The following is a 24,113-nucleotide window of genomic DNA, read 5'->3' on the forward strand; positions in this document are numbered from 1 at the left end:
CGGTCCATTTCCTTGGTTGAGGTGGCAGGATGGAAGGCAGCGTGCGCAAGATCGTGACCTATGCCGAAGAGGTGAAGCTGGAGGGTGTTCGCGCGGTACCAGGCCCCTTCCGCCTTTTCGCCGCCGCTGCCGTCATCTCGAATCCGTGGGCAGGACAGGGCTTCGTTGAAGATCTCAAGCCAGCGATCCATCGCATCGCTCCTCATCTCGGCGAATTGCTCACGCAGCAAATGGTGGCGCTCGCCGGTTCGGGCGATGCCATCGAGGCCTATGGCAAGGCAGCGGTGGTGGGGACTTCGGGGGAACTCGAACACGCCTCGGCGCTGATCCACACATTGCGGTTCGGCAATCACTTTCGAAAGGCCGTCGGCGCCAAGAGCTATCTCAGCTTCACCAACACGCGCGGAGGACCGAACTGTCCGGTGGTCATCCCGATGATGGACAAGCTCGATGAGGGGCGCCGCTCCCATTATCTGACGATCCAGTTCTCCATCCTTGACGCACCGGGGCCAGACGAAATCGTGGTGGCGCTCGGAGGCTCGATCGGAGGTCGTCCGCACCACCGGATTGGCGATCGCTACCAGGACCTCAAGGAGCTCGGAGCGACGGACAATGCTTGAGGGGCGCCTCGCCCATGAACTCCGCGGGGGTGAGGGCGTCACCCGCGTTCTCCGTTCGGGCAGGGGCGAGCCCGTCCTGTTGATTCACGGCGTTGGCCTCGATGCCTCGATCTGGACCCCGCAATTCGAGGCGCTTCGTGACCGGTTTGATGTGATCGCCTACGACATGCTCGGTCATGGTGGCTCCTCGCTGCCCCCGGCCGAGCCGGCTTTGGCCGACTATGCCGAGCAGGCGCGCCAGCTGCTCGACAAGTTCGGCATAGACAAGGCCCATATCGTCGGCCATTCCATGGGTGCGCTAGTAGCCCTCGAATTTGCTCTCACCCATCCCGAGCGCTGTCGTTCGCTCACGGCGCTGAATGCCGTCTATTGCCGCACGCGGGCCGAGCGTGCCGGCGTCGAGCAACGTGCCCGCGCCTTCGAGGCGGCGAGCGAGCCGGCCTCCAACGAGGCCGCGATCGAACGCTGGTTTGGCTCACCCGTGCCTTCGGCGCTGGAGCCTCAGGCTCAGGCCGTCCGCGACCTGCTTGGGCGCGTCAATCCAACCGGCTATGCCCGCACCTACCGCCTGTTCGCGACCTCGGACCGGGCTCATGAGGGGCGCCTGGGCCAGCTGCGCATGCCCTCGCTCTTTATTACGGGCGAACACGATGCCAATTCGTCGCCCGCCATGTCGCAGCGCATGGCGGCGGAAGCGGCGCGCGGGCGCGTCGAGGTGCTGGCGGGCGAGCGTCACATCATGGCCTTTGTCAGTCCGAAGCGCGTGAACGAGGTCCTGGTTGATTTTCTGACCCGGCCGACGACGGATCCTGTCGCATTCCGCCGGGCTCTCGGGGCCTTTCCCACCGGAGTCACCGTCGTCTCCACCGTTCAACCGGATGGGACCCCGCGCGGCTTCACCGCCAATTCCTTCAGCTCGGTCTCACTCGATCCACCGCTGATCCTGGTCTGCATTGCCCGCACGGCTTCGAGCTACCCTGTCTTTTCCGATACGCGTCACTTTGCTGTTTCGATATTGGCTGAGCACCAGAAGGACGTCTCGCGCCTCTTCGCCTCCAAGGCCGCCGACAAGTTCAAGGACTCGCAATGGCGTCGCGAGGCGACGGGCAGTCCGGTGATCGACGAAGCCGCTGCATGGTTCGATTGCCGCTCGCACAATGTCGTCGATGCCGGCGATCATATCATTCTGATCGGTGAGGTCGCCGCCTTCGGTGGCAGCGAAAGCAATCCACTCGGCTATTGCCGCGGCGCCTATGTCGATTTCGCCCTGTCGCAAAAGGCCCTGGCCGCGACAGGCGGCCGCGCGAATGTCGGCGCGATCCTTGAAACTGACGGCGCGGTGCTTCTCCTCGATCGCGGCGGGGGGCACTACGACCTCCCCGAGGGCCACAGCCTCGAGCCATGTGGCGACCCCTCGTCGCTGCGCGGAGTGCTGGCCAAACTCGGTCTCGTCGCGGAGCTCGGCTTTCTTTTCGCGGTGTTCGAGGAGCCGGGCGAGGCCAATCTGCAGCGCATCTACTATCGCGGTTCGATCGTGGCCATGCCGGAAGCACCCGGCCAAGCGCGGCTGTTCGCCTTCGACGACATTCCCTGGGCTGGCCTGCGGGACGATGCCGTCCGCTCGATGCTGCGCCGTTTCGTGCGCGAGCGAGAGGAGAACGAGTTCGGTGTCTATGTCGGCAATGCCGATGAAGGCACCGTTCATCGCGTCGGCAAATCCGGCAGGCCATTCAGCGCGAGGAGCCCGGCATGAAATTCTCCCTCTTCGTCCATATGGAGCGAGCCGATCTGACGAAGCCGCACTGTGAGCTCTTCGACGAATTGGGGGAGCTGGCTGGCATCGCTGAAGAGGCCGGCTTCGAGACGGTGTGGATCGGCGAACATCACGGCATGGAATTCACCATCGCGCCGAATCCTTTCATCCAGCTCGCCTATCTCGCCGCGCGGACCTCACGTATCAGGCTCGGGACCGGCAATGTCATCGCCCCCTTCTGGCATCCGATCAAGCTGGCCGGTGAGGCGGCGATGACGGATGTCGCCAGCAATGGCCGGCTTGATCTCGGGGTCGCGCGCGGAGCCTACATGTTCGAGTATGAGCGTCTGATGCCTGGGCTCGACGCCATGGGCGCGGGCCTGCGCATGCGCGAACTCGTGCCGGCGGTGAAGAAACTCTGGGCCGGCGACTATGCCCATCAGGGAGAATACTGGACTTTCCCGAGCACCACGGCCTCGCCCAAGCCCATCCAGGCGGATCTTCCGGTCTGGATCGCGGCGCGCGATCCCAACAGCCACGATTTCGCCGTGGCCGCCGGCTGCAATGTCCAGGTCACGCCGCTCGCCGCCGGCGATGGCGAGGTCTCGAGCCTGATGGAGCGCTTCCAGACCGCCGTCGCCAATCATCCGGAAGTGCCGCGTCCCAAGATCATGCTGCTGCAGCACACATTCGTGGCCGACTCGCCGGAGGAGAGCGAACGGCTCTCGAACGATCTCAGCCGTTTCTATTGTCTCTTCGGCGCGTGGTTCCTCAACAAGCGGCCCATTCGGCAAGGCATCATGGAGCCGCTCACGCCGGAAGAAATGGCTGCCATGCCGCAATATTCACCGCAGGCTGTGCGCAAGAACCTGGTGATCGGGGAGCCTGATGAGGTGATCGCGCGGCTCAAGGGCTATGAGGTGCTTGGCTTCGATCAGTTCTCGATCTGGATCGATTCCGGGATCGCGCATGAGCGGAAGAAGAAGTCCCTCGATCTCTTCATCCGGCATGTGATGCCGGCCTTCGCCTGAGGGAGGAACGCCATGTCTCGGCCTCGTTTCCAGCTCTACATCGACGGTGCCTTCGTCGACGCGGCCGCAAGCTTCGAGAGCCTCGATCCCTCGACGGAGAAAACCTGGGCGGATATGCCGGCGGCCAGTGAGGAAGACGTCGATCGCGCGGTAAAGGCCGCGCATCGCGCCTTTCTCGATCCGGCCTGGGCCAGTTTGACGGCGAGCCAGCGCGGCAGGCTCCTGGTGAAGCTGGGTGATCTCGTCGCCCAGCACGCGGGCCGCCTGGCCGAACTCGAAACGCGAGACACCGGCAAGATCATTCGCGAGACAAAGGCGCAGATCGGTTACGTTGCCGAATATTACCGCTATTTTGGCGGCCTCGCCGACAAGGTCGAGGGCGCGCATCTGCCGATCGACAAGGCGGAGATGGAAGTCTATCTGCGGCGGGAGCCCATCGGCGTCGTCGCCGCCATCGTGCCGTGGAATTCGCAGCTCTTCCTTTCGGCCGTGAAGCTCGGACCGGCCTTGGCCGCCGGTTGTACCGTGGTGCTCAAGGCCTCGGAGGAAGGGCCGGCGCCCCTGCTCGAATTCGCAAGGCTGGTGCATGAGGCCGGTTTTCCCGAGGGCGTGGTGAACATCATCACCGGCTTTGGCGAGCCGGCGGGAAGGGCGCTTACCAGCCATCCGCTGGTGGCGCGCGTCGCCTTCACCGGCGGTCCCGCGACCGCGAGACACATCGTGCGCAACACGGCGGAGAATCTCGCCCACACGACCCTCGAACTCGGCGGCAAGTCGCCCGTGCTGGTCTTCGGCGACGCGGACCTCGAAAGCGCCGCCAATGCCGTGGTCGCCGGCATCTTCGCCGCGAGCGGCCAGAGCTGCGTCGCCGGTTCGCGCCTCTATGTCGAGCGCCCGGCGCAGGAGCGCCTTCTCTCCATTCTCAAGCAAAAGGCCGCGGCCATCCGCATCGGCGATCCCCAGGATGCCAGCACCGAGATGGGGCCACTGGCCACGCGCCAGCAGCGCGATCGCATCGAGAAGGTCCTGGCCGCCAGTCTTGAAGCGGGAGCCGAGCTCGTCTGCGGCGGCAAGCGGCCTGCCGGGCGAAACGAAGGCTGGTTCTTCGAGCCCACGATTGTGAGGGCGCGGGACAACGCGGTGGCCTGCGTGAGCGAGGAATTGTTTGGCCCGGTGCTGAGCGTCGTCGCCTTCGACACGGAGGCAGAGGCCATCGGCCTTGCCAACGACACTCGCTACGGCCTCGCGTCAGGCGTGTTCACCGCGAGCCTGACCCGCGCCCATCGTCTCATACGAAGCCTCAGGGCCGGTATTGTCTGGGTCAACACCTACAGGGCGGTCTCGCCCATCGTGCCCTTTGGCGGCTACGGGCTCTCGGGGCTTGGGCGCGAGGGGGGCCGCGAGTCGGTCCTCGACTACACCCGCACCAAATCCGTGTGGATCCGCACCAGCGACGATCCGATCCCCGATCCCTTCGTGATGCGTTGAGGAGGGGGCGATGATCTACGAATTGCGCACCTATCGGCTGAGGACCGGCACGGTGCCGGCCTATCTCAAGCTGGTGGATGAAGAGGGGATCGCCATCCAGAGGGGGCATCTGGGCCAGCTCGTCGGCTACTTCTTTTCCGAAATCGGTGTGCTCAACGAGATCGTCCACATCTGGGCCTATGCCGACCTCAACGATCGCGAGAACCGCCGAGCAGCGCTCGCGGCTGACCCAGCCTGGCAGGATTTCCTGCCCAAGATCCAGGCTCTCATCGAGACCATGGAAAACAAGATCCTGAAGCCGACCAGTTTCTCTCCCCTGGCCTGAGGCCGAGGGAGACCGCCTATCAGAACAAGACGACCATCCGAGCAACATAGGGAACCATAGCATGACACGTTTCCGTTTCGCCGCGGCCGGCTTTGCCGCTCTCTCCCTCCTCGCCTTGAACGCGGGTCTTGCCCATGCCGACAGCATGGTGTTCACCAGTTGGGGCGGCACGACGCAGGACGCGCAGAAGGAGGCATGGGCCCAGCCCTTCACAGCCGCCAGCGGCATCAGCGTGAAGCAGGACGGACCCACGGACTATGGCAAGCTCAAGGCCATGGTCGACAGCGGCAATGTCGATTGGGACGTGGTCGATGTCGAGGGTGATTTCGCCATCGCCGCCGCCAAGGCCGGCATGCTCGAGCCCATCGATTTCACGGTCGTCAACAAGGCGGACCTCGATCCGCGATTCGTTACCGATCACTCGGTCGGGAGTTTCTATTATTCCTTCGTGCTCGGCTTCAACAAGGATGCCCTTGCCGGCAAGGAGCCCAAGAGCTGGGCGGATCTGTTCGACACCACCAACTTCCCAGGCAAGCGCACCTTCTACAAATGGTCGGCGCCCGGTGTCATCGAGATCGCCCTGCTCGCCGATGGCGTGTCGCCGGACAAGCTCTACCCGCTCGATCTCGACCGCGCCTTCAAGAAGCTCGATACCATCAAGGCCGACATCGTCTGGTGGACCGGCGGCGCCCAATCGCAGCAATTGCTCGCCTCGGGCGAGGCTCCCATCGGCATGTTCTGGAACGGCCGCATCTTCGCGCTGCAAGGCGACAATCCGAACATCGGCATATCCTGGGCACAGAATCTGACGGCCGCCGACGTGCTCGTGGTGCCGAAGGGCACCAAAAACAAGGCAGCGGCCATGAAATTCCTGGCGGAGGCGACCAGTGCCAAGGGCCAGGCCGACTTGGCGGGCGCCACAAACTACGCGCCGACCAACCTCAAATCGGCGGCCATGATGGACGCCAAGGCAGCCGCCGGCCTACCCGACAAATTCACCTCGTCGCAAATCAATCTCGACATGTCCTACTGGGCCGAGCATCGCGACGAGATCGGCAAGCGCTGGTACGACTGGCAGGCCAAATAAGGCCCTCGGCGGAGCGACGGTGACACCATGACGGCGATCCCACGCCTCGAAGGCGGGCCGACGGAAACCGGCCCGAGGCAAGACAGCTCCGCGCTGGAGCGGCGACGCCTGGTGTCGGGCCTGGGCCAGCTCTCCCCGGCGCTCGCCGTCATCCTGCTGTTTTTCGTCCTTCCGGTGGTCGCGCTGCTGTTGCGCAGCATTCTCGAGCCACAGTTCGGCTTGCAGAACTATGCCGAGGTTTTCGGCTCGACCACCTATATCCGCGTCTTTGCCAATACCTTCCTGGTGGCGGGCGTCGTGACCACCGTGACGCTGATGCTCGCCTTTCCGGTAGCCTGGCTGATGGCGATGGCGCCGCGGCGCTGGGCAGACCTGCTGTTCGGAATCATCGTCCTGTCGATGTGGACCAACCTGCTCGCCCGGACCTATGCCTGGATGGTGCTGCTGCAGCGAACCGGCGTGATCAACCGCACCCTGATGGAGATCGGCCTGATCTCGCAGCCCTTGCCTCTGATCAACAACCTCGTCGGCGTCACCATCGGCATGACCTATATCATGCTGCCCTTCATGATTCTGCCGCTGCACGCCACCATACGCACGCTCGACCCATCCGTGCTGCAGGCGGCATCGCTGTGCGGGGCGAACCGCTGGCAGGTCTTCACCAGGGTCTTCCTGCCGCTGGTCGCCTCGGGTGTCGGCGCTGGCGTGCTGATGGTGTTCGTGATGTCGCTCGGCTACTTCGTCACGCCTTCCTTTCTCGGTGGCACCTCCAACATGATGCTGGCCGAGCTGATCGCCCAGCTGGTGCAGTCGCTGCTGAACTGGGGCTTGGCCGGCGCCGCCGCCACCGTGCTGCTGGTGGTGACGCTCGGCCTCTACGCCGTGCAGATCCGCTGGTTCGGCTTCGGCGTGCAAGGAGGGAGGCACTAGATGCTGCTCGACTTCTCCCGCCTTGGCTGGCTGCGCTGGGTGCTGGTCGTCGTGAGCGTGCTGGTCGGCCTTTTCCTGCTTCTGCCGATCCTGCTCATCGTGGCGCTTTCCTTCGGCTCTTCGCAGTGGCTGCAATTCCCGCCGCCATCCTGGACGCTGAAATGGTACCGCGCTTTGTTTGCCGATCCGGACTGGTTTGCATCCCTACTGGCCAGCCTGGAGATCGCGGTAACTGTGACCGTGCTGTCTGTCGTGTTGGGCTTCCTGGCCTCGCTGGCGCTGACACGCGGGCGTTTTCCCGGCCGGGAAATCCTTCGGGCGCTGTTTCTGACGCCTATGGTCATGCCGGTGGTGGTGATGGCGGTGGCGCTCTATGCCTTCTTCTTGCGTCTCCACCTCAACGGCACCTTCATCGGTTTCGTGATGGCCCATCTCGTGGTCGCGCTGCCTTTCGCGATTATCTCGATCTCGAACGCGCTGGAACGCTTCGATGTCGCCATAGAGAATGCCGCCATCCTGTGTGGCGCAACGCCGCTCGAAGCGAGGCTCCGGGTGACCGTTCCCGCCATCCGGTTAGGCCTGTTCGGGGCCGCCATCTTCTCCTTCCTCGCCTCCTGGGACGAAGTCGTGATCGCCATCTTCATGGCGAGCCCGGACCTGCAGACTTTGCCGGTCCGCATCTACACCACGCTGCGGCAGGACCTCTCGCCTGTCATCGCCGCAGTCTCGGCCCTTTTTGTGGGCTTTTCGGCGCTCCTGCTCCTGCTCGCCACGCTTCTGCGAAAGGATAATCCAGTATGACCGAACCGTTTCTCGCCATTCGCGGTCTTGCCAAGAAATACGGAAGCGTAACGGCGGTCGACGAGGTTTCGCTCGACATCGCGGAAGGCGAATTCGTAACGTTTCTCGGCCCATCGGGCTCCGGCAAGAGCACCACGCTCTACGTGATCGCCGGCTTGCAGGATCCCTCGGCCGGGGACGTGCTGCTCAAAGGCAGTTCCATGCTCCGCGTGCCGCCGAACGAGCGCAATATCGGCATGGTCTTCCAACGCTATACGCTGTTTCCCCATCTCACCGTGGCCGAGAATGTTGCCTTTCCGCTTCGCGTTCGACGTCGTTCACGCGCCGACATCGATGCGAAGGTGAAGGCCATGCTGGAATTGGTGCGCCTGGAGGCGTACGCAAACCGCATGCCATCGCAGCTTTCCGGCGGCCAACAGCAGCGCGTGGCTCTGGCGCGGGCACTCGCTTATGACCCGCCCATCCTTCTGATGGATGAACCGCTCGCCGCTCTCGACAAAAAGCTGCGTGAGGAGATCCAATATGAAATCAAACGGGTGCACCTCGAAACCGGGGTGACGATCCTCTATGTGACGCATGACCAGGAGGAGGCGTTGCGCCTGTCTGATCGCATTGCCCTGTTCAACAACGGCCGTGTCGAACAAGTCGGCAGCGGACGCGATCTTTATGAGGCGCCCGCGAGCCGCTTCGTCGCAAGCTTTATCGGGCATTCGAATTTCATTTCTGGCGTGTCCGCCTTCGGGCGGAACGGCACGCCGGCCGTGCGCCTGCCTGACGGTACCCTTCTGCCGGCAGCCGGCCTTGAGCAGCCGGCACACGACGCCGCCGTCACGGTGATGATACGGCCGGACGCCTTTGCCCTTCCTTTGCCCGGTGGAAGCGCCGAGCCGCATAGCATTGCGGTTACCGTAAAGGGTGCGACCTATCTCGGTGACATCATCCACCTCGCAACGCGCACGCCCTGGGGGGAGGATGTCGACGTACGCCTGCGCCAGGACGGTTCTCCGATGCCGCAACAGGGCGAGTCCCTTCGGCTGAAGGTGAACTGCGGCAATCTGCGAGCCTTCCGCCCCCATCCGGAATAAACGGCAGAACTGCTCGATTTGGCGCTGGCAGCACCCGATCCTGAACGCCACGGCGTGGTTCGTTGGCGCTGTGTGGATCTGCGGATGGAGGTGGCGCGGCGCTTCTCGGGCAAGGGGGCTGGCTGGTGGTCGCTGACAACATCCCTTTGTTGCCCCGGCCGCCTTGTTGTCTAGAGCAAAGCGCGTTTAGGCGCAAACGCTGCTTTGCTCTCACTCTTTGTTTCGACGCGTCTTTGCGATTCTTGCCGATGCCGTCAAATCGCAAAACGCTTTAGAACTCAATCCCATGAAGCATATCTGGGCCTGTCTGTGCCGGAACAAACTTTGCGCAACGTCTGGAACTCCTACAACCAGATCCTCGATGCATGCCAAGGCGCATGGCTTTTACTCGCCAACGATCCAATGCGATTCCGATCAATCGGCACAGGTCAATATTTGAGTTGGCGGGTATCAGACTTGCAAAAAACTATCGAAGGCAACAGCCTATGCGTCGGAGAGACCGTCATCCGGCGAATGCAAGTTTGCCGGTAATGTCCCCGATCCAGCGGGGACCTTTAGCTCGACCAACACTTCCGATAGCGCAGGCAAGGTGATGTCAACATGGTAAAAGCAGCGCTCGAACACCCCTTGTTCAAGAATAATACTCGGTTGCAAGGCTGCCTGCACAACGACACGGACCATGTGAAGTTTGGCGATACAGGCGACTACGTCTTCGCCATCCAGATGGCGCTCCTTACCATCGACAAGGCGAACATCGACCCGAGAGAACTGAAAGGCCAAACCTTTCAACAGAGCACGCAGGACGCTGTGCTTAGCTACAAGCGAACACGGAAGATTATCAATGCAAGCTACCAGGCAAGCGCCGATGCCATAGTGGGAAGGATGACCATCGAGCGGCTCGATGACGACCTCCTAGGCCACAAGCATAGCTCGAACCCCTTTGGCCCCGATGAGCCAGCGAGGATTCTTGGAGTCCTCAGCCGGGAGCGACCAGCCGTTACGCGCATCGTCGCGAAATCCCTCGAGTTGCTGCGCCAACTGCTGGAGGCCACACGGGAGCGCAACGAAGATCCTGGAAAGCTGCTGAACTTCGAGGCCAACAACCCGCTGGTTCTCGATGCGCTGCGGCGTTTTTGCGGCATGTCGTTCACCCCTGATATCGTCGTCATCGAGACCATGGCGCGTCAATATGAGGAATTTCAAAAGCAGTTGCCCAATCTGCCGCGAGATCAGAAGGGCATCGACTTTGCCGGGTTCGTCGCCCGTTTCCCGGCCAATGTTACGACCGCCGCCGATGGCAGCGTCAGTGTGCCGCCAGCCGTGAGCGATCCGCCGGCAGGCATGTTCTTCAATCCGCGCTATCGCGACGTGGATGCCACGCAGACCCCGCTGTTCATCGGAATGGCTCCGGCGACGCTGCAGCTCATGCAGCTTCATGAGATGGGACACTTCTATTTCGATTTCGCCGACGGGGATCCACGCGGTAAGTCTCTTTCCATAGCGAAGAAGTTCGCGCAGACTTACGAGTTCTTCTCCAAGCAGGCGGTGTTTCGCCTCATCGCACCCTGATGGGCTGCCTTGGCGCGACCGCGCACGGTGGTTGGAGCTCGCTCCTGCATCGATCGATGCGCTCACGATCATCGCTGCCTGCTTGCAAAGCGGCGGGCCGAAGCGCCTTAGCAATTGATCGCCAGGCAGCGGCCAGCGGCGCGTTGGCGCGCTTGATAGCCGGAGGGGCGCCAGGCCATTATCCCCGTCAAGACAAATGCGATGTACGGCCATGAACAACGGCAGGCTGCCTCTCTTGGCGCAGTGTCTTAAGCATGGTGGCCGTCAGAAGACATCTAGCTGTGAGAATCCGAATGAAGCGATATCAACGAGTTGACGGAAAACAGATAATCCGAGAAAATCCTCTCAATCCGGGAAAGAAGTTAGATAAGGACAACTTATCTGAGAACTAACGAAATCAAAGATTTAGGCTTGCAGTTAGTCCACAAATTTGTACCTAATGTGAGACTTTCGTTGGACTACTATATTCCACGTGGATCAGCCTAAAAGAGTACGGAGAAATGCCTGGGTGCGCATACCACCCGTCAGCGATCGGCGGTAAGATCGCTGAAAATGAAGACGCTTTGCTTCAAAGCGCAAAACAGGGAGAAGACCAATGGCCTCAGAGGTTCAAACCAACAATGGCGTCAACGTAGCTGCCCTGCTCGCCGCCCGTACGGCGCTGACCGATGCTCCGGAGGCCGCCAATTTCACTTGGCGGGCTACCTGCACATGGAAGAACGGCACGCATAGCCGCTCGACCGTCGAGGGTTTTTACGGGCTTGGCCAGGAGCAAAAGCACAAGACCACCTTCACTTTCGACGCAGACCACCCCGAGATTTTTGCCTCGGACGACAAGGGCGCCACACCGGTCGAGATGGTGCTCGTCGGTCTCGCCAGTTGCCTGACAGCCGGTGTGGCTTCGGTTGCCCAGCTGCGGCAAATTCAGCTGCGCTCGGTCACGGCGACGCTGGAAGGTGGAATGAATATCCAAGGCATCCTCGGCATCGACAAGGACGTCCGGAACGGCTTTGACGGCATCAAGGTTGCCTTCAAAATCGATGCGGACGCGAGCGAGGATGAAATCAAGGCACTGGTGGCCCAATCGCAGAAACGCTCTGCCGTCTATGATATCGTCACCAACCCGACCAACGTCAGCGTCACAGTGAACTGACTGATGCTTTTGCGCGATCAGTGCGTTGGCTAGTTTTCGCACCATAACAACTGTTGTGATCGGTGCCGGCCACGCCGGGTTGGCGATGAGCCGGTGCCTCACCGACCGCTCGATCGACCATGTGGTGATCGAGCGCGGCGAGGTCGCCAATTCGTGGCGAACAGAGCGATGGGACTCGCTTCGACTGCTGACGCCTAACTGGCAAAGCCGGTTGCCAGGCTTTGGCTATGACGGCGACGATCCCGATGGCTACCGAACGATGCCGGAGGTCATCGATTTTCTCACCCGTTACGCGGGCGTGATCTCGGCACCGGTCCAGACCAATACCAAGGTGACGTCGCTGTCTGCGGCGGAAAGCGGCTTCGTCGTGGCCGCCGACCAGGGCAGCTGGCGCTGCCGAACCGTCGTACTTGCAACCGGCGCCTGCAATGTCGCTCGGGTTCCCGCCATCGCCGCAGCGGTGCCGTCGGGGATCGCCACCATCACCTCGATGGATTACCGCAACCCCGGTCAACTGGAGGACGGCGGCGTGCTGGTCGTCGGTGCGTCAGCAACCGGAACCCAGCTTGCCGACGAGATTCACCGCTCGGGCCGTCCGGTTATCCTCGCCGTGGGCGAGCATGTGCGGGCACCACGGCTCTACCGGGGCAAAGATATCGAGTGGTGGATGGACGTCGCCGGCGTGCACGACGAACGCTATGACGAGGTCGACGACATTGGCCGGGCGCGGCGGGTGCCCTCCCTCCAATTGGCCGGCTCGCCCGAGCGCAGGACCTTGGACCTCAACGCGCTGACCGGCATCGGCGTTAGACTGGTCGGCCGAATCGCCGGCATTATTGACGGCAAGGCGCAATTCTCGGGTTCGCTGCTCAACAATTGCACGATGGCCGACCTCAAGATGAACCGGCTCCTGGGCACGATCGACGAATGGGCAACCGCGAATGGCCTTGACGGCGAGGTCGATGCGCCGCACCGCCTCGCCCCAACCGAGGTGGAGAGCGCGCCGCCCCTCAGCATGGATCTCACCACCGGGCGGATCAGGACGATCGTTTGGGCCACCGGCTACAGTCCGGACTACTCCTGGCTTCAGATACCGGTTCTCGATCGCAAGGGTCAGATCCGTCACGACGGCGGGGTCACCGAGCATCCTGGCCTATACCTGATGGGGATGCAGTTTCTGCGCCGTCGCAAGTCTGCCCTAATCGACGGCGCTGGCGACGATGCACGGGATCTCAGCGACCATCTGGCATCGTACCTGAGGCAAAATTCAGCCTGATGGGAGAACGAGGAAATCCTATCGCGGACGCATCAAGCCCGGCGTAGGATGGCTTGGTGCCCCAGAGCACAAACGGGAGGAGACTCCATGGCCGAGTGTTGCACACCGGAGCGCAGCGGTCCCGGCTATGCGTCGCCGGCGGAGGCGATGAAGGCGCCGCGTGAGTTGTTGCTGTATACGGTGGCCCTCTACATTGGCACCGGCATCCAGAAGCCAGATTACCTGGCGACGATCGACGCAGATCCCGAGAGCCCGACTTACAGTAAGGTTGTCAGCCGCCTGGAGATGCCAGGCATCGGTGATGAGCTGCACCACATGGGATGGAACGCTTGTGCGTCCTGCCATGGCGACGTCACCCGCGAACGGCGGTATCTAATCGTGCCCGGGGTCCGCAGCTCCAATCTCCACATCGTCGACTGCGCGACCGACCCCAAAAACCCTAGCCTGTACAAGGTGATCGAGGGCAGGGAGATCAAGGCCAAGACCAACCTGTCGGCGCCGCATACGGTGCATTGCCTCGGCTCGGACATCATCATCTCGATGCTCGGCGATGCGAAGGGCGAAGCGCCCGGCGGGTTCCTGCATCTCGATCAGGACTTCAACATTGTCGGCCGCTGGGAGAATGACCTGGCCGGCATGAAGTTCAATTATGACTTCTGGTACCAGCCCCGCCACAACGTCATGGTCTCCAGCGAGTGGGCGGCGCCGAACACCTTCATGCCGGGCTTCGATCTCGAGGAGGTCGGCCTCCTCAAATACGGCCGAGAAATCCACTTCTGGGACTTTGCCGAGAAGAGCGTCGTGAAGACGGTCTATCTGGGAGAGGATGGCCTGATCCCGCTGGAGGTGCGCTTCCACCACAACCCCGACAGCAGCCACGGCTTTGTCGGCGCCGCGCTCTCCTCGAACATCATCCACTGGTACAAGAAAGAAGGCGAGTGGGTCGTCGAGAAGATCATCGACATCGAGAACCGGCGCCACCCGGACTGGCCGATTCCGGTGCCCGGCCTTATCAGCGTGATCCTCGTGTCGATGGATGACCGCTTTCTCTACCTGTCAAACTGGCTGCATGGCGACTTGCGCCAGTATGACATTTCCGATCCGTCCAACCCGATTCTCACCGGCCAGGTCTGGATGGGCGGCCTGCTCGGCGAGGCGCCGCAGGTCAATGGCCGGACTATCACCGGAGGGCCGCAGATGATCCAGCTGTCGCTCGACGGTAGGCGGCTCTATGTGACCACCTCGCTGTTCTCGACCTGGGACAACCAGTTCTATCCCGAAATCCGCCAGAACGGTGGCTGCATGCTGATGGTCGACTGCGACGCGGAAAATGGCGGCATGTCGATCAATAAGGAATTCTTTGTTGATTTCGGCAAGGAGCCGGGAGGCCCGGCGCGCTGCCACGAGACTCGCTATCCGGGAGGTGACTGTACCTCGGACATATGGACATAGGCGCGTGGACACCGTCGAGATAACGCTGGCAAACCGGAATGGGCAGATTTTTGCGGTCGATCGGCGAAAGCCGCTGCTCGACAGCCTGGAAGGGCAGGGCGTTTCGCTGCCCTATGGCTGCCGCTATGGCGGCTGCATTTCCTGCGCCGCCAAGCTGTTGTCAGGCGCGGTCGATCAGCGTGCCGGCGTCGCGCTGAATGGCCGGCAACTCGCGGATGGCTATGTGTTGCTTTGCATCGCCCGCCCCAGAAGCGATTGCACGTTCGATGTCGGCGTTGAAAGCCATGACAAGCTCTATAGAAATCCGTTCCAAAGCCCCCTCAGGCCTGACGAATTGAAGCCTGACCTTCGCAGGCAGCCGGGATGCATGGAGGACCGGCCATGAACCATGACGAAGCCTACTCGCCGGAGTATCTTGCCGGCATTCTCAAGTCTGTGAAGACCATCGCGATGGTCGGTGCCAGCTCGGACCCGACGAAGTTCAGTTACGGCGTTCTGCGGGTTCTTCACGAGACCGGATATGACATGATCCCGGTAAACCCGAACGAAGCCGGCAGCCTAATCCGTGGCCTGCCAGTCTACGCCTCGCTCAGCGCGATCGACCGGCCGGTGGATATGGTGGAGATATTCCGCACCTCGGAAGCGGCCTATGCCGTCACCGAGGAGGCCATAAAAATCGGCGCCAAGGTGGTCTGGATGCAGATCGGCGTTCGCAACGATGAGGCCGCGCGACTGGCGGAGGCCGCCGATTTGAAGGTTGTGATGAACCGCTGCCCGAAGATCGAGCTGTTTAGGCCATTCTGGAAGCCTCGGCTTGATCTGCCGATCTGACTTGTTGGCGCCGTTTGCAATGATGGATTCTCTGGGCCGAGAATTCCCATCAACCGTTTCGACGACGAGAGGCGGCGGTGCTCGAATTCCGCAGGACGAAGGCACTTCAAAAGTTCGTTGCCGTCCACCGCCAGATCCACAACCACTTTAATTCGGAGCGCCACCTCGTCGGCGGGGAAATCTACAAGCAGAGACGCTCGGCCGCCCTAGCCGAGTGGAGCGCGCGGCCCAACCGAGGCTCGAATTGGCCTTCGTGCACCCGGCGGAGACCGCTTGGAGTTAGTTTGACAGCGCCTAAAGCGTTTTGCGATTTGACGGAATCGGCAAGAATCGCAAAGACGCGTCGAAACAAAGAGTTAGAGAAAAATAGCGTTTTCACCCAAACGCATTTTGCTCTAGCTGACTGCTCCTCGTCTACTTCACCTGCGAGACAAATGCGACTGTCGAGCAGCCCCTTCGTGCGCCCTTGCTGGCGCAGATCTTGAGAATGTAGGCGTCCTTGCCGATGAAGCCCTTATCGGGCGTGTATAGGAACCGATTGGCGCCGGTCTTTATCAGTTTTCCGTTCTCTGGTTCGCGCTCGACTCTGAGGCCCGTAAAGGCGTAGCCTGGGCCCTCGCCAAAATTATGCGTGCAGGACGAACCGCCATCGACGATCACGTCGACTACCACGCCGTCATTCTTCTCAGGGTGGAAGTCGAAAGGCTTGTAGAGACAGCCCGCGCGTGCGGCGGCCGGCAGGAGCATCAGCAACGCTGCAAGAGTCAGCAAACGGTATGACATCGGTCTTGCTCCATTGCCTTACCCCACTGAACGCAGACTATCACAATCAGTATCGGAGGACATCTAGCGGCGAGAATCCGACCTGTGCGATATCAACGGGTTAAGCGAAAACAGGCAATTTGAGAGAAGCTATTTAATCGGGTTTCGTCGCTTTTCGTGCTGCGTAGCTGGAACGGGAGCGTGCCCGTAAATATCCACAGGCATGCAAACGAAATAAGGTTGCGCTCGAGGGCCAGGCGGACTCATCGGACCGCTGAATTCGGGCACCCTTCCTGATGATGTCGCTGGTGGCCTGCCCGGAGAATGACTGTTGAAGCGCGTGGACATATTTGTCAGCGACGACACAATCTCGCGGCACAATGACGACGGCTCGCGTCGCAGGCACCGATGACTGGAGCTGGCGTGAGGGCTGCACCTACGGGACTATCGTCGTGGATATGGTACGGCGCGAAGTGGCCATTGTGATAGAGGCAAGTCATAAACTGCTTATTTTGGTCGCCGAAGAGGGTGAGAATAGAGCAGGACATGGAAGCATGCCTTCGTTTAGTTGCGCCTGTGGCGGAACTCACTCGGTGAGCTTTGATACTTCTTGCGGAAGGCCGTCGCGAGATGAGCAGAATCGGAAAAGCCCGTTTCTTGGGCGATCGCGGTGACGGAGAGCACGCTGTTGTCGAGCAGGAAGCGCACGTAGCGCAGGCGGGTTTCCAGGATGAAATGCTTCGGCGTCATGCCGATATGCGCCTGGAACAGGCGCGTGAACTGGCGGGGTGACAGGCCGATGGTGGTGGCGATCTTGTTGAGGGATACGTCGCGGCCTCGGTCCAGGCGGGCCGCGTCGACGTGATGCTCGGCACAATGGGCTGGACCGAGCAGCGCACTAAAATCATGACGCTGTCGGAGCCGATCCACTACTTCAAGAACGGCATCATGCAGCCGTCGAAAACGAACTGGGAAAAGCTATCCGACCTTGAAGGCAAGAAGGTTGGTACGATCACCGGCTTCTCCTGCGTGCCAGAGCTCAAGAAGATCAAGGAACTGCAGCTCTCGCTCTATGACACCTCTGACGCCGCGGTGCGCGACCTGATCGCCGGCCGCATCGATGCCGTCATCGGCGATCCGCCGGTCGTCGCCTACGCGATCAAGCAGAATCCCGACTGGAACATGCACTTTCTTGCGTTCACCGACACCAATCCCGATTTCCCGCTGCTCACGGGTCTCGGACAGGTCGTCTACGGCTTCAACAAGAAGAACGACGACCTACGCCAGAAGGTAGACGCCATCCTCGCGGAAATGTGGAGGAACTGCGAGATGAAGGCGAGCGGTACGCGCTACGGTCTTTCCGCCGATGTTTGGTACACGCCGGCGGGCAAGAATTTCCGCGCCGGTATCGACCGCCCGGCGGACTACAAACTGCCCGCCTGCGCCAGCGGCGGCTGATGCAGGCCGGGGCGGCGCTTTGTCGGCCACCTCGCATCGTCCGATAAACAAGCACATCAAAGGGAAACGCCATGAACCCGCTCCTGAACGTGACGGGCCTCAACAAGAGCTACGGCACGGTCGAGGTCCTGAAGGGTATCGATTTCGAGGTCGCCGCAGGCGAAAAGATCGCTCTCATCGGCCCCTCCGGGTCAGGCAAATCGACCTGCCTGCGGTGTCTCAATTTTCTGGAAAAGCCAAGTGGCGGGGAGATCCACCTTGATGGCGAGCGGATCGGCGTTCGCCTCGGTCGGACGATGAGCGACCGGCAGCTCGCCCCGCAACGGTCCGAAATGGGCTTGGTCTTCCAACTCTTCAATCTCTGGCCGCATCTTTCGGTGACCGAGAATGTCGCGATCGCCGCGCGCAAGGTACGCGGCCTACCGGCGAAGGAGGCGCGCGAGCTCGCCCTGGAGATGCTGGCGAAGGTGCGCATGACACACCGCGCCGACGCCTCACCGCTGGAATTGTCCGGCGGCCAGCAGCAACGGGTGGCGATCGCCCGGGCGCTCGCCCAAAAGCCCAAGCTGATGCTGTTTGACGAGCCAACATCGGCGCTCGATCCGGAACTGGTTCACGAGGTGCTGAAGGTGATGGAGGAGCTCGCCGCGGAAGGACGCACCATGCTGATCGTGACGCATGAAATCGCCTTTGCGCGGGACGTCGCCGACCGCGTGATGTTTCTCGATGGTGGCCGGATCGTCGAACAGGGACCAGCGCGCCAGCTGATCCTGTCGCCGCGCGAGGCACGCACGCAGGCCTTCCTCCGGCAGACCCGGCATTGAGAGGCGCGCCATGACCTTCACCATGATCCTGGAAGGCCCGATCGCTGGCGTCGGCGCCACCGTAGCCGTTACGCTAGCTTCGCTTCTCCTCAGCGTTTCCCTCGGTTTCCTTCTCGCCCTCATGCGGCAGTACGGAAATAACCAAGTGCTCCATGCCCTGATCGACGCCTATTGCGAGATTATGCGCAACATTCCGGCGCTGACCCACCTCTTCATCCTCTATTTCGGGCTGGCCAGCATCGGGTTCCGGCTGTCGTGACAATGCCGGGCCGGCGCCTTTAAGGTGGTGCTTCGGCTTCTTCTTTAATACCTCGTTTGCTGGTGCCGTCGTACGGGCAGAGCCAGCGAAAGCCGCGGTCATTGGAGAGACCAAAGCCGTGACCGCAAGGCGAGAGTTGTGCGCTTGGTGCGCCGCTCTCGCAGCCTTGTAGCCATCGGAATCGGGGGCATCGCCGGGCTCAGTGTGTGTAGTCTCTCAGCGTACGCAGGCTATTTGTTTATTCTGGCAATTTTGGCGTTACCGGAAAGAATAGCTTTACGAAACAATGTGGAGGCGGGGCTTCTTGAAAAAGGAAATTCTGATGCGCCGATATCCATCGGTCGTCATTGCGCTTCACTGGGCCATGGCCTTGCTTATCCTTGCTGCATACCTGACTTCCGAGGGAGGGCCTCATGTGCGAACCAATCCGCCAACACTCCATTTCTGGCTTGGCATGTCCGTCTTGGCGCTGTTCGTCCCGCGCTTCATCTCGCGGCTTGTTCAAGGAGGGCCGCCAGCCGACAATAGTCATGGCGAGTTGCTGGCGCTTGCTACAAGGGCAGGCCATTGGGCGCTTTATGCGCTGATCTTGTTCGTACCGCTCTCTGGATGGTATGCAGCCTCCCGCCTGGGCTTGGCCGTCTCCTTTCTCGGCTTTCAACTCCCGTCGATCGCCGTCGATGGCCCTCCTGGCTTTTTGGCTGATCTCCATCAACTCGGCGGCAATGCGATCCTTATACTGGCTGGCCTGCACGCATTGATGGCCTTGTGGCATCAGTTCATTTTCAAGGACGGAACCCTCTTGCGCATGCTACCGTCGCTTCGATCGAACAGTCCCGATTGAAATGGTCGGCAAAATCTCAGAGGCTGGCGCCGAAGTGTTTTCGTACGAGGATGAGTTTGACGGTCGGCTCCTAATGCTCGGCTAATTCAGACGGGTGTGAACGGTGTTGCGCTTCCCAATCACATCGAGTCCCGGGAAGCAGGAGGCCCGGCACTTCAAGCCCCCAGCCCCAGCCGGGCCTCCCCTTCGGCTGGCCCAGGAAAATGCGAGCCCAAGGTGATCCGGGCTTTCGGGCCCGCCGCCATCTCCTATCGAGCGTTTGCTTGACCATGCTCTGCTTTCAAACGCTCCTCTGCCTGGCGCCGCGCCTTGTGCGTCGGCTCGATCCGGAAGCCGCCCGCCATAAGGTACGTTGCCACCTCGAGGATTGAATTCCACCTGAACGAAGAGGTTCCTCGGCGTTCACGCTCGCCGAGAGCGAGTCCCGCGGTTGGACCTGGGACAAGACCCAGCGGCACGCATCGTTCTCGGGGCTGTGCGACAGCAGATGAGGCGAGCGTGCCCGATCTCGATTAGGGCAATTGAGGGAATCGGCGAGGCCACGATAGGCAGGGACTTGGCCTATGATGAGGCACGCCATAAGCCGCGAAGTGCGAACCCGAGGCAAGATACCGCGCGTTGGGAGCAGGCGAAATACCATGCCACCCGCTTCGTGAAAAAAGGGAGCGAGAAGGCCGCCGAGTTCGGCTCGGCTGAGAGCAGTGTCGGTTCAAGCGAACAAAGGCGCAGAACCACCAGATTTGTGCATTATCAGCCTTCGTAGATGGAGGACACTATGAGGCTCGTCATTCTACTTGGTATCGCTATTTCGCTGGCTGGGTGTGCGAACTTTCAGAAGCAGACGCCAGACCATCTGCAGCCGCCGCCTGGCATGGGGGCTCCGGCCGCACCCCGATAGATAGCCCCAAACACGTTGAAAGTGCCCCCCCGGCCCGAAAGCCCGAGGGGTTAATGCGCTTCGGTGAGCCGGAACAACAAGCCAGCCTCATGAGCGCAAGCGGCGCATCACAAACCTCGCCGAAACATGGTTATGGCCAACGATCAGTAACGATAATAATATCGCGGCCGATAGTACGGTCTGTAATAATAGCGTGGGGCGTAATAGTAGTGTCGCCGATAGTACCGATGATAGGGTCGATAATAGGGCCGATAATAGTAGTGGTGCCGGTAATAGTGGTGATAGTAGTAGTAGGCCTTCTGCGCCAGCGGCTGATTGCCGACTGTCCCCGATGGTGCGGCATGCTCCACGGGGGCGATTGGCAAGGCAGAGGACGGCGCCGGCGCCATTGCCCATCCGATCGCCAGCAAAGCCATTGCAAGCAACGTTCTAACCGAAAATCGCATCATCATCTCCATTAGGTATCATTGTGCCAACATGGATCTAATACCCATTTTCATGAGAGCGCCATCACCTAGGCGGCAGCGTGGCACCGGCGGAACGTATCGCCGGCTATACAGAGTTCGGGCTCCGAGCATGACCGGGCAACCTGTTGTCTTCGATCCAGGTAAGGCCGGCGTGGTGGACCACTCTTTCGCGGTATGCCGCCCAGTAGATCAGTAAGCACAATCTACTAGGCAATCGTGAGCGGTTATCTCAACAATAGGCCGGCAGGCTACAGAAATTCATCCTCACGCGCCTTCTCGCTCGCCGGTAGGTCTAGCTTCCTCTGTCAACCCCATCATCTCATGCCTTCTTCTTATCCAAATTCCTACACCTGCTGGTACCCTTCCACCATACCACCACTACAGCCAAATACTTATCCTGTCTGCGCGGCCCCTCTGCGGACACCTAATAGACAGCTAATAGCGGGGCGATACGCTGATGCATTGGCACATAGGTTATGGTCATGCCGCGCGTCACCCGTTACCTAGTCCTTCCCTTTACCCGCGATCATCATGGAGAACTGTTGGGTCTCGGGCCGGAAGAGGTGCCGGACGCGGCCAGAGCCAACTTCCGGGCGTTCAACATGGTGGGGAAAGTCAGGAGATCCGAAACGGTGGTTGGTACCATTGCGTTCTCGCGGTCGGGCGACCCGGCGACCGGAGATTTCGATGGCGCCAATATCCTGGGACGCTACGGCGAGACGCCAGCGGATGTGGAGAGGATGGGGTGAGCGCCGGCATGGTCGTGCTCTACCAATGGTTGTTCCGGTATCCTTTTGCCACACTGTGGTCATTAACGGGTGGGATGACCGCAACCCGGCCTTCGGGCGCTCAAAGGAGAGATTCATGTTTCTCACCCTTAAGATGACCACCGTCACCAAATATGCTTCCGCTGTTTTGGTGGGTATTGCGCTTGTCGCCTCTCCCACCCTTGCAAACAATGGCAAGGGAGGAGGAAATGGAGGCGGCAATGGCAATAGTGGTTCCCATGCCAACGGCCACGCCTCGGCCTCTGGGGCCGCCGGTTCGTCTAGGCAGGACGATACGGATCAGGGCACAACCCAACTTTCGGCCAGTAGCCTCGGTTCGCTGAATGGCTTCTTGCATGCGTCGCCCTCGGCGCTCAAGCACGCATCGGCTAAGTCCGAAATTGGCAAGGTGGCGGTCGTCTATGCAGGCCTACTGCAAAACTACCTTTCGCCCGCGCAAGGCACTACAGCTCCAACGGCCGCGGAGGTGGCTGCGGCCCTAAAGGCAGCTGCAAACAAGCCACTCTCTCCTGATATCATTCAGGCCATCAACGCCAAGCTAGCCGCTACGAACCCAACGCTTGCTACGGCGATATCGGGTTACAGTGGTGGGGCGACTGGCCTCGCGACAGATATCTCCAATGCCATCTGACCATTGGCACAACTCTCGACGCCCGACGGGCTGAGTTAATCCATCTCCGGCCAACTAGGATTCCATTCCTCACACAAGACCAACCTTCCCCGGCTCACCAAATGAGCCGGGATTTCTTGCCTTGCCTCCCTCCCGAAGGGCGTCCACGTAATCCGCCCACCATTGCATCATCGCCTTGCGCTCTTCCCAAAAAATCCGAACGCAAATAGGCGCGACGAATCTCATCAGCTCCGACATGGGCGAGGGCCGCCTCAATCGCGTCGGCGCGCCACTTCCCGCTTTCATTGAGCAATGTCGAAGCCGTGGCGCGGAAACCGTGCGCCGTGACCTCTTCCTTGGAATAGTCGAGTCGGCGCAGCGCAGCGTTCAGCGTGTTTTCGCTGATGGGGCGAGCGAATGTGCGGACACAGGGCAGCAGAAGTTTGCCTCTTCCGGTAATGTCCTGGAGGTCTCTTAGAACGAGGACAGCCTGCCGCGATAACGGGATACGATGCGGCCGGCGCATTTTCATGCGGCTCGCCGGGATCTCCCAGGTTGCTGCTTCGAGGTCGAATTCGGCCCATTCAGACATGCACAACTCGCTCGGCCGAGGAAACAGATAGGCCATCGGCCGCAGCGCGGCCTGTGTCGTGGCCTGACCGTCGAAATCCTCGATCGAACGGAGAAGCGCGCCGAAGGCGGCCGGTTTGAGAAGAGCCGCGCGAGGCGTGACGGTGGGCGTCGTCAGCGCGCCCTTGCGCGCCTGTGTCGGATCATTCTCGCAAAGGGCACTGGCGATGCCATGGCGGAAAACGGCGCCGATGGTGGAGCGCAGGCGGTGAGCGCTCACATAGGCCTCGCGTGCCTCCACCTTGCGCAACACGGCAAGCACCCCTGGCCGAACTGATTTCACCGATCTTGAATTTGCCGAGATCAGCCAAAGCGAAGTCGAGCAGCCATTCGATCTTCTTCATAGTCGTGGGAGCGCGACCCTTGCGCTTGAGCTTGGCGACATAGCCTTCCGCCACCGCCTTGAAGCTGTCTGCGGCGGCTTCCTGCATAATGCGAGCAGCCTTGGCTTCCTGCCTGGCTTCGGAGGGATCGATGCCACCGGCAACCAGGGCGCGAGCTTCATCGCGGGCCTTGCGGGCCGCCACCAGCGTGATCGCCGGATAGGGGGCCGATCGCCGAAAGCTTGCGCTTGCCGGCGAAACGCTAGTCCTGCCGCCAAAGTTTCGAGCCGTTCGGCATTCGATGTCTGTCAGCGGCATGGTGGCGTCCGGGTGGAAGTACCACCACATGTTAGCAGAATCCGCCTCCGATACCGCCATCCCTACCACCGTGTGGAGTGGCTGCAGACACACAAAGGCGGACCGCACCGAATGGAAGTTGTAGCTAAGTATTTGATTTTATATGAATTTTGAACGCCCAGAAACGTTGCTGAACTTGGAGATGGTGCCTAGGGGCGGAATCGAACCACCGACACTGCGATTTTCAGTCGCATGCTCTACCAACTGAGCTACCTAGGCATCTGGTCGAGTCAGCCGGGGCCGACGCGAGACGGCGGCTTATAGCCATGGGTTCTGGGGTTGTCCAGCCCTGCCGCCAAAAAAGTGACGTGCTGGTCAAAGTGGCTGCTGCGCCAAGGTGTTACGGCCGGAACAGGTGGCAAAAACTTGATAAATCCTCATTGCAGCCGGCCCGGCCCGCACTTAGTGTGACGTTTGGGAGGGCCTTGCAAGCCTGAATGTGCCGCTTGCGTGTCACGCGAGGGTGCTAGCATTGGCAAGGCTTTGGCGTGA

General features: G+C 61.0%; 23 protein-coding genes, 1 tRNA gene and 2 pseudogenes. 21 read left to right on the forward strand and 5 right to left on the reverse strand.

The genetic code is table 11. The features are described from left to right. Nucleotides 1–29: 29 nt before the first annotated feature. The 15 genes from QQL24_RS35595 to QQL24_RS35665 all read left to right on the forward strand — a co-directional run bounded on the left by QQL24_RS35595 (nucleotide 30) and on the right by QQL24_RS35665 (nucleotide 15,401). Nucleotides 30–620 carry an amino acid synthesis family protein gene (locus QQL24_RS35595; protein ID WP_284317065.1) on the forward strand — a complete coding sequence of 197 codons (591 nt, stop codon included), beginning with the start codon at nucleotides 30–32 and terminating at the stop codon, nucleotides 618–620. Continuing rightward, on the forward strand, nucleotides 613–2,373 hold the full coding sequence (locus QQL24_RS35600) for an alpha/beta fold hydrolase (RefSeq protein ID WP_284317066.1): 1,761 nt from the start codon (nucleotides 613–615) through the stop codon (nucleotides 2,371–2,373). The genes QQL24_RS35595 and QQL24_RS35600 overlap by 8 nt, the downstream gene beginning before the upstream one ends. Next, the gene (locus QQL24_RS35605) at nucleotides 2,370–3,404 is read left to right on the forward strand and encodes an LLM class flavin-dependent oxidoreductase (RefSeq protein ID WP_284317067.1); all 1,035 of its coding nucleotides are present in this window, start codon (nucleotides 2,370–2,372) and stop codon (nucleotides 3,402–3,404) included. Before QQL24_RS35600 ends, QQL24_RS35605 begins: the two co-directional genes overlap by 4 nt. A 12-nt stretch (nucleotides 3,405–3,416) precedes the next feature. After that, nucleotides 3,417–4,892: an aldehyde dehydrogenase gene (locus tag QQL24_RS35610; RefSeq protein WP_284317068.1), complete on the forward strand. Its 1,476-nt coding sequence runs from the start codon at nucleotides 3,417–3,419 to the stop codon at nucleotides 4,890–4,892. Between the two features lie 10 nt (nucleotides 4,893–4,902). Continuing rightward, entirely contained in the window at nucleotides 4,903–5,217 is a 315-nt protein-coding gene (locus QQL24_RS35615; protein ID WP_284317069.1) for an NIPSNAP family protein, read from the forward strand. 61 nt (nucleotides 5,218–5,278) lie between these two features. Next, entirely contained in the window at nucleotides 5,279–6,304 is a 1,026-nt protein-coding gene (locus QQL24_RS35620) for an ABC transporter substrate-binding protein (RefSeq protein ID WP_284317070.1), read from the forward strand. A gap of 27 nt (nucleotides 6,305–6,331) precedes the next feature. Then, nucleotides 6,332–7,234, forward strand: coding sequence for an ABC transporter permease (locus tag QQL24_RS35625; RefSeq protein ID WP_284317071.1), 903 nt, complete (start codon nucleotides 6,332–6,334; stop codon nucleotides 7,232–7,234). Then, nucleotides 7,235–8,035 carry an ABC transporter permease gene (locus QQL24_RS35630; protein WP_284317072.1) on the forward strand — a complete coding sequence of 267 codons (801 nt, stop codon included), beginning with the start codon at nucleotides 7,235–7,237 and terminating at the stop codon, nucleotides 8,033–8,035. After that, nucleotides 8,032–9,120, forward strand: a complete 1,089-nt coding sequence (locus QQL24_RS35635; protein WP_284317073.1) for an ABC transporter ATP-binding protein — start codon at nucleotides 8,032–8,034, stop codon at nucleotides 9,118–9,120. The genes QQL24_RS35630 and QQL24_RS35635 overlap by 4 nt, the downstream gene beginning before the upstream one ends. A 600-nt stretch (nucleotides 9,121–9,720) precedes the next feature. Beyond that, nucleotides 9,721–10,689 (forward strand): hypothetical protein, encoded by a 969-nt coding sequence (locus tag QQL24_RS35640; protein ID WP_284317074.1) that lies wholly within the window; start codon nucleotides 9,721–9,723, stop codon nucleotides 10,687–10,689. Between the two features lie 595 nt (nucleotides 10,690–11,284). Beyond that, nucleotides 11,285–11,842: an OsmC family protein gene (locus QQL24_RS35645; RefSeq protein ID WP_284317075.1), complete on the forward strand. Its 558-nt coding sequence runs from the start codon at nucleotides 11,285–11,287 to the stop codon at nucleotides 11,840–11,842. Nucleotides 11,843–11,867: 25 nt separating this feature from the next. Beyond that, on the forward strand, nucleotides 11,868–13,118 hold the full coding sequence (locus tag QQL24_RS35650; RefSeq protein WP_284317076.1) for an NAD(P)-binding domain-containing protein: 1,251 nt from the start codon (nucleotides 11,868–11,870) through the stop codon (nucleotides 13,116–13,118). Between the two features lie 48 nt (nucleotides 13,119–13,166). Next, a complete protein-coding gene (locus QQL24_RS35655) occupies nucleotides 13,167–14,570 on the forward strand; it encodes a selenium-binding family protein (RefSeq protein WP_284317077.1) in 1,404 nt (467 codons plus the stop codon). 4 nt (nucleotides 14,571–14,574) lie between these two features. Further along, nucleotides 14,575–14,955: a 2Fe-2S iron-sulfur cluster-binding protein gene (locus QQL24_RS35660; protein ID WP_284317078.1), complete on the forward strand. Its 381-nt coding sequence runs from the start codon at nucleotides 14,575–14,577 to the stop codon at nucleotides 14,953–14,955. Further along, nucleotides 14,952–15,401 (forward strand): CoA-binding protein, encoded by a 450-nt coding sequence (locus QQL24_RS35665; RefSeq protein ID WP_284317079.1) that lies wholly within the window; start codon nucleotides 14,952–14,954, stop codon nucleotides 15,399–15,401. The genes QQL24_RS35660 and QQL24_RS35665 overlap by 4 nt, the downstream gene beginning before the upstream one ends. Nucleotides 15,402–15,815: 414 nt before the next feature. On the opposite strand, the gene QQL24_RS35670 is transcribed toward QQL24_RS35665, so the two are convergent. Together QQL24_RS35670 and QQL24_RS35675 are read right to left on the reverse strand one after the other, a co-directional pair. Further along, nucleotides 15,816–16,184 (reverse strand): hypothetical protein, encoded by a 369-nt coding sequence (locus QQL24_RS35670; protein WP_284317080.1) that lies wholly within the window; start codon nucleotides 16,182–16,184, stop codon nucleotides 15,816–15,818. Nucleotides 16,185–16,727: 543 nt separating this feature from the next. Further along, a pseudogene (locus QQL24_RS35675) lies at nucleotides 16,728–17,003 on the reverse strand (helix-turn-helix domain-containing protein); the annotation flags it as partial. Here QQL24_RS35675 and QQL24_RS35680 point away from each other — a divergent pair. The 6 genes and pseudogenes from QQL24_RS35680 to QQL24_RS35705 form a co-directional block, all read left to right on the forward strand. Beyond that, a pseudogene (locus QQL24_RS35680) lies at nucleotides 16,998–17,621 on the forward strand (substrate-binding periplasmic protein); the annotation flags it as partial. The pseudogenes QQL24_RS35675 and QQL24_RS35680 overlap by 6 nt on opposite strands. A gap of 71 nt (nucleotides 17,622–17,692) precedes the next feature. Continuing rightward, nucleotides 17,693–18,445, forward strand: a complete 753-nt coding sequence (locus tag QQL24_RS35685; RefSeq protein WP_284317082.1) for an amino acid ABC transporter ATP-binding protein — start codon at nucleotides 17,693–17,695, stop codon at nucleotides 18,443–18,445. A gap of 10 nt (nucleotides 18,446–18,455) precedes the next feature. After that, on the forward strand, nucleotides 18,456–18,704 hold the full coding sequence (locus QQL24_RS35690; protein WP_284317083.1) for an ABC transporter permease subunit: 249 nt from the start codon (nucleotides 18,456–18,458) through the stop codon (nucleotides 18,702–18,704). A gap of 304 nt (nucleotides 18,705–19,008) precedes the next feature. Continuing rightward, nucleotides 19,009–19,548, forward strand: a complete 540-nt coding sequence (locus QQL24_RS35695) for a cytochrome b (RefSeq protein ID WP_284317084.1) — start codon at nucleotides 19,009–19,011, stop codon at nucleotides 19,546–19,548. Between the two features lie 1,847 nt (nucleotides 19,549–21,395). Further along, nucleotides 21,396–21,662, forward strand: a complete 267-nt coding sequence (locus QQL24_RS35700; protein ID WP_284317085.1) for a hypothetical protein — start codon at nucleotides 21,396–21,398, stop codon at nucleotides 21,660–21,662. Nucleotides 21,663–21,777: 115 nt separating this feature from the next. Then, a complete protein-coding gene (locus QQL24_RS35705; protein ID WP_284317086.1) occupies nucleotides 21,778–22,332 on the forward strand; it encodes a hypothetical protein in 555 nt (184 codons plus the stop codon). A gap of 94 nt (nucleotides 22,333–22,426) precedes the next feature. Here the strand turns inward: QQL24_RS35705 and QQL24_RS35710 are convergent, their stop codons facing one another. The 3 genes from QQL24_RS35710 to QQL24_RS35720 all read right to left on the reverse strand — a co-directional run bounded on the left by QQL24_RS35710 (nucleotide 22,427) and on the right by QQL24_RS35720 (nucleotide 23,840). After that, the gene (locus QQL24_RS35710) at nucleotides 22,427–23,194 is read right to left on the reverse strand and encodes a tyrosine-type recombinase/integrase (protein ID WP_284317087.1); all 768 of its coding nucleotides are present in this window, start codon (nucleotides 23,192–23,194) and stop codon (nucleotides 22,427–22,429) included. Continuing rightward, nucleotides 23,085–23,582, reverse strand: coding sequence for an integrase arm-type DNA-binding domain-containing protein (locus QQL24_RS35715; RefSeq protein ID WP_284317088.1), 498 nt, complete (start codon nucleotides 23,580–23,582; stop codon nucleotides 23,085–23,087). Before QQL24_RS35715 ends, QQL24_RS35710 begins: the two co-directional genes overlap by 110 nt. A gap of 182 nt (nucleotides 23,583–23,764) precedes the next feature. Beyond that, nucleotides 23,765–23,840, reverse strand: a tRNA-Phe gene (locus QQL24_RS35720). Between the last annotated feature and the right edge of the window lie 273 nt (nucleotides 23,841–24,113).

The organism is Labrys miyagiensis (genome assembly GCF_030160835.1).
Lineage (GTDB): Bacteria > Pseudomonadota > Alphaproteobacteria > Rhizobiales > Labraceae > Labrys > Labrys miyagiensis.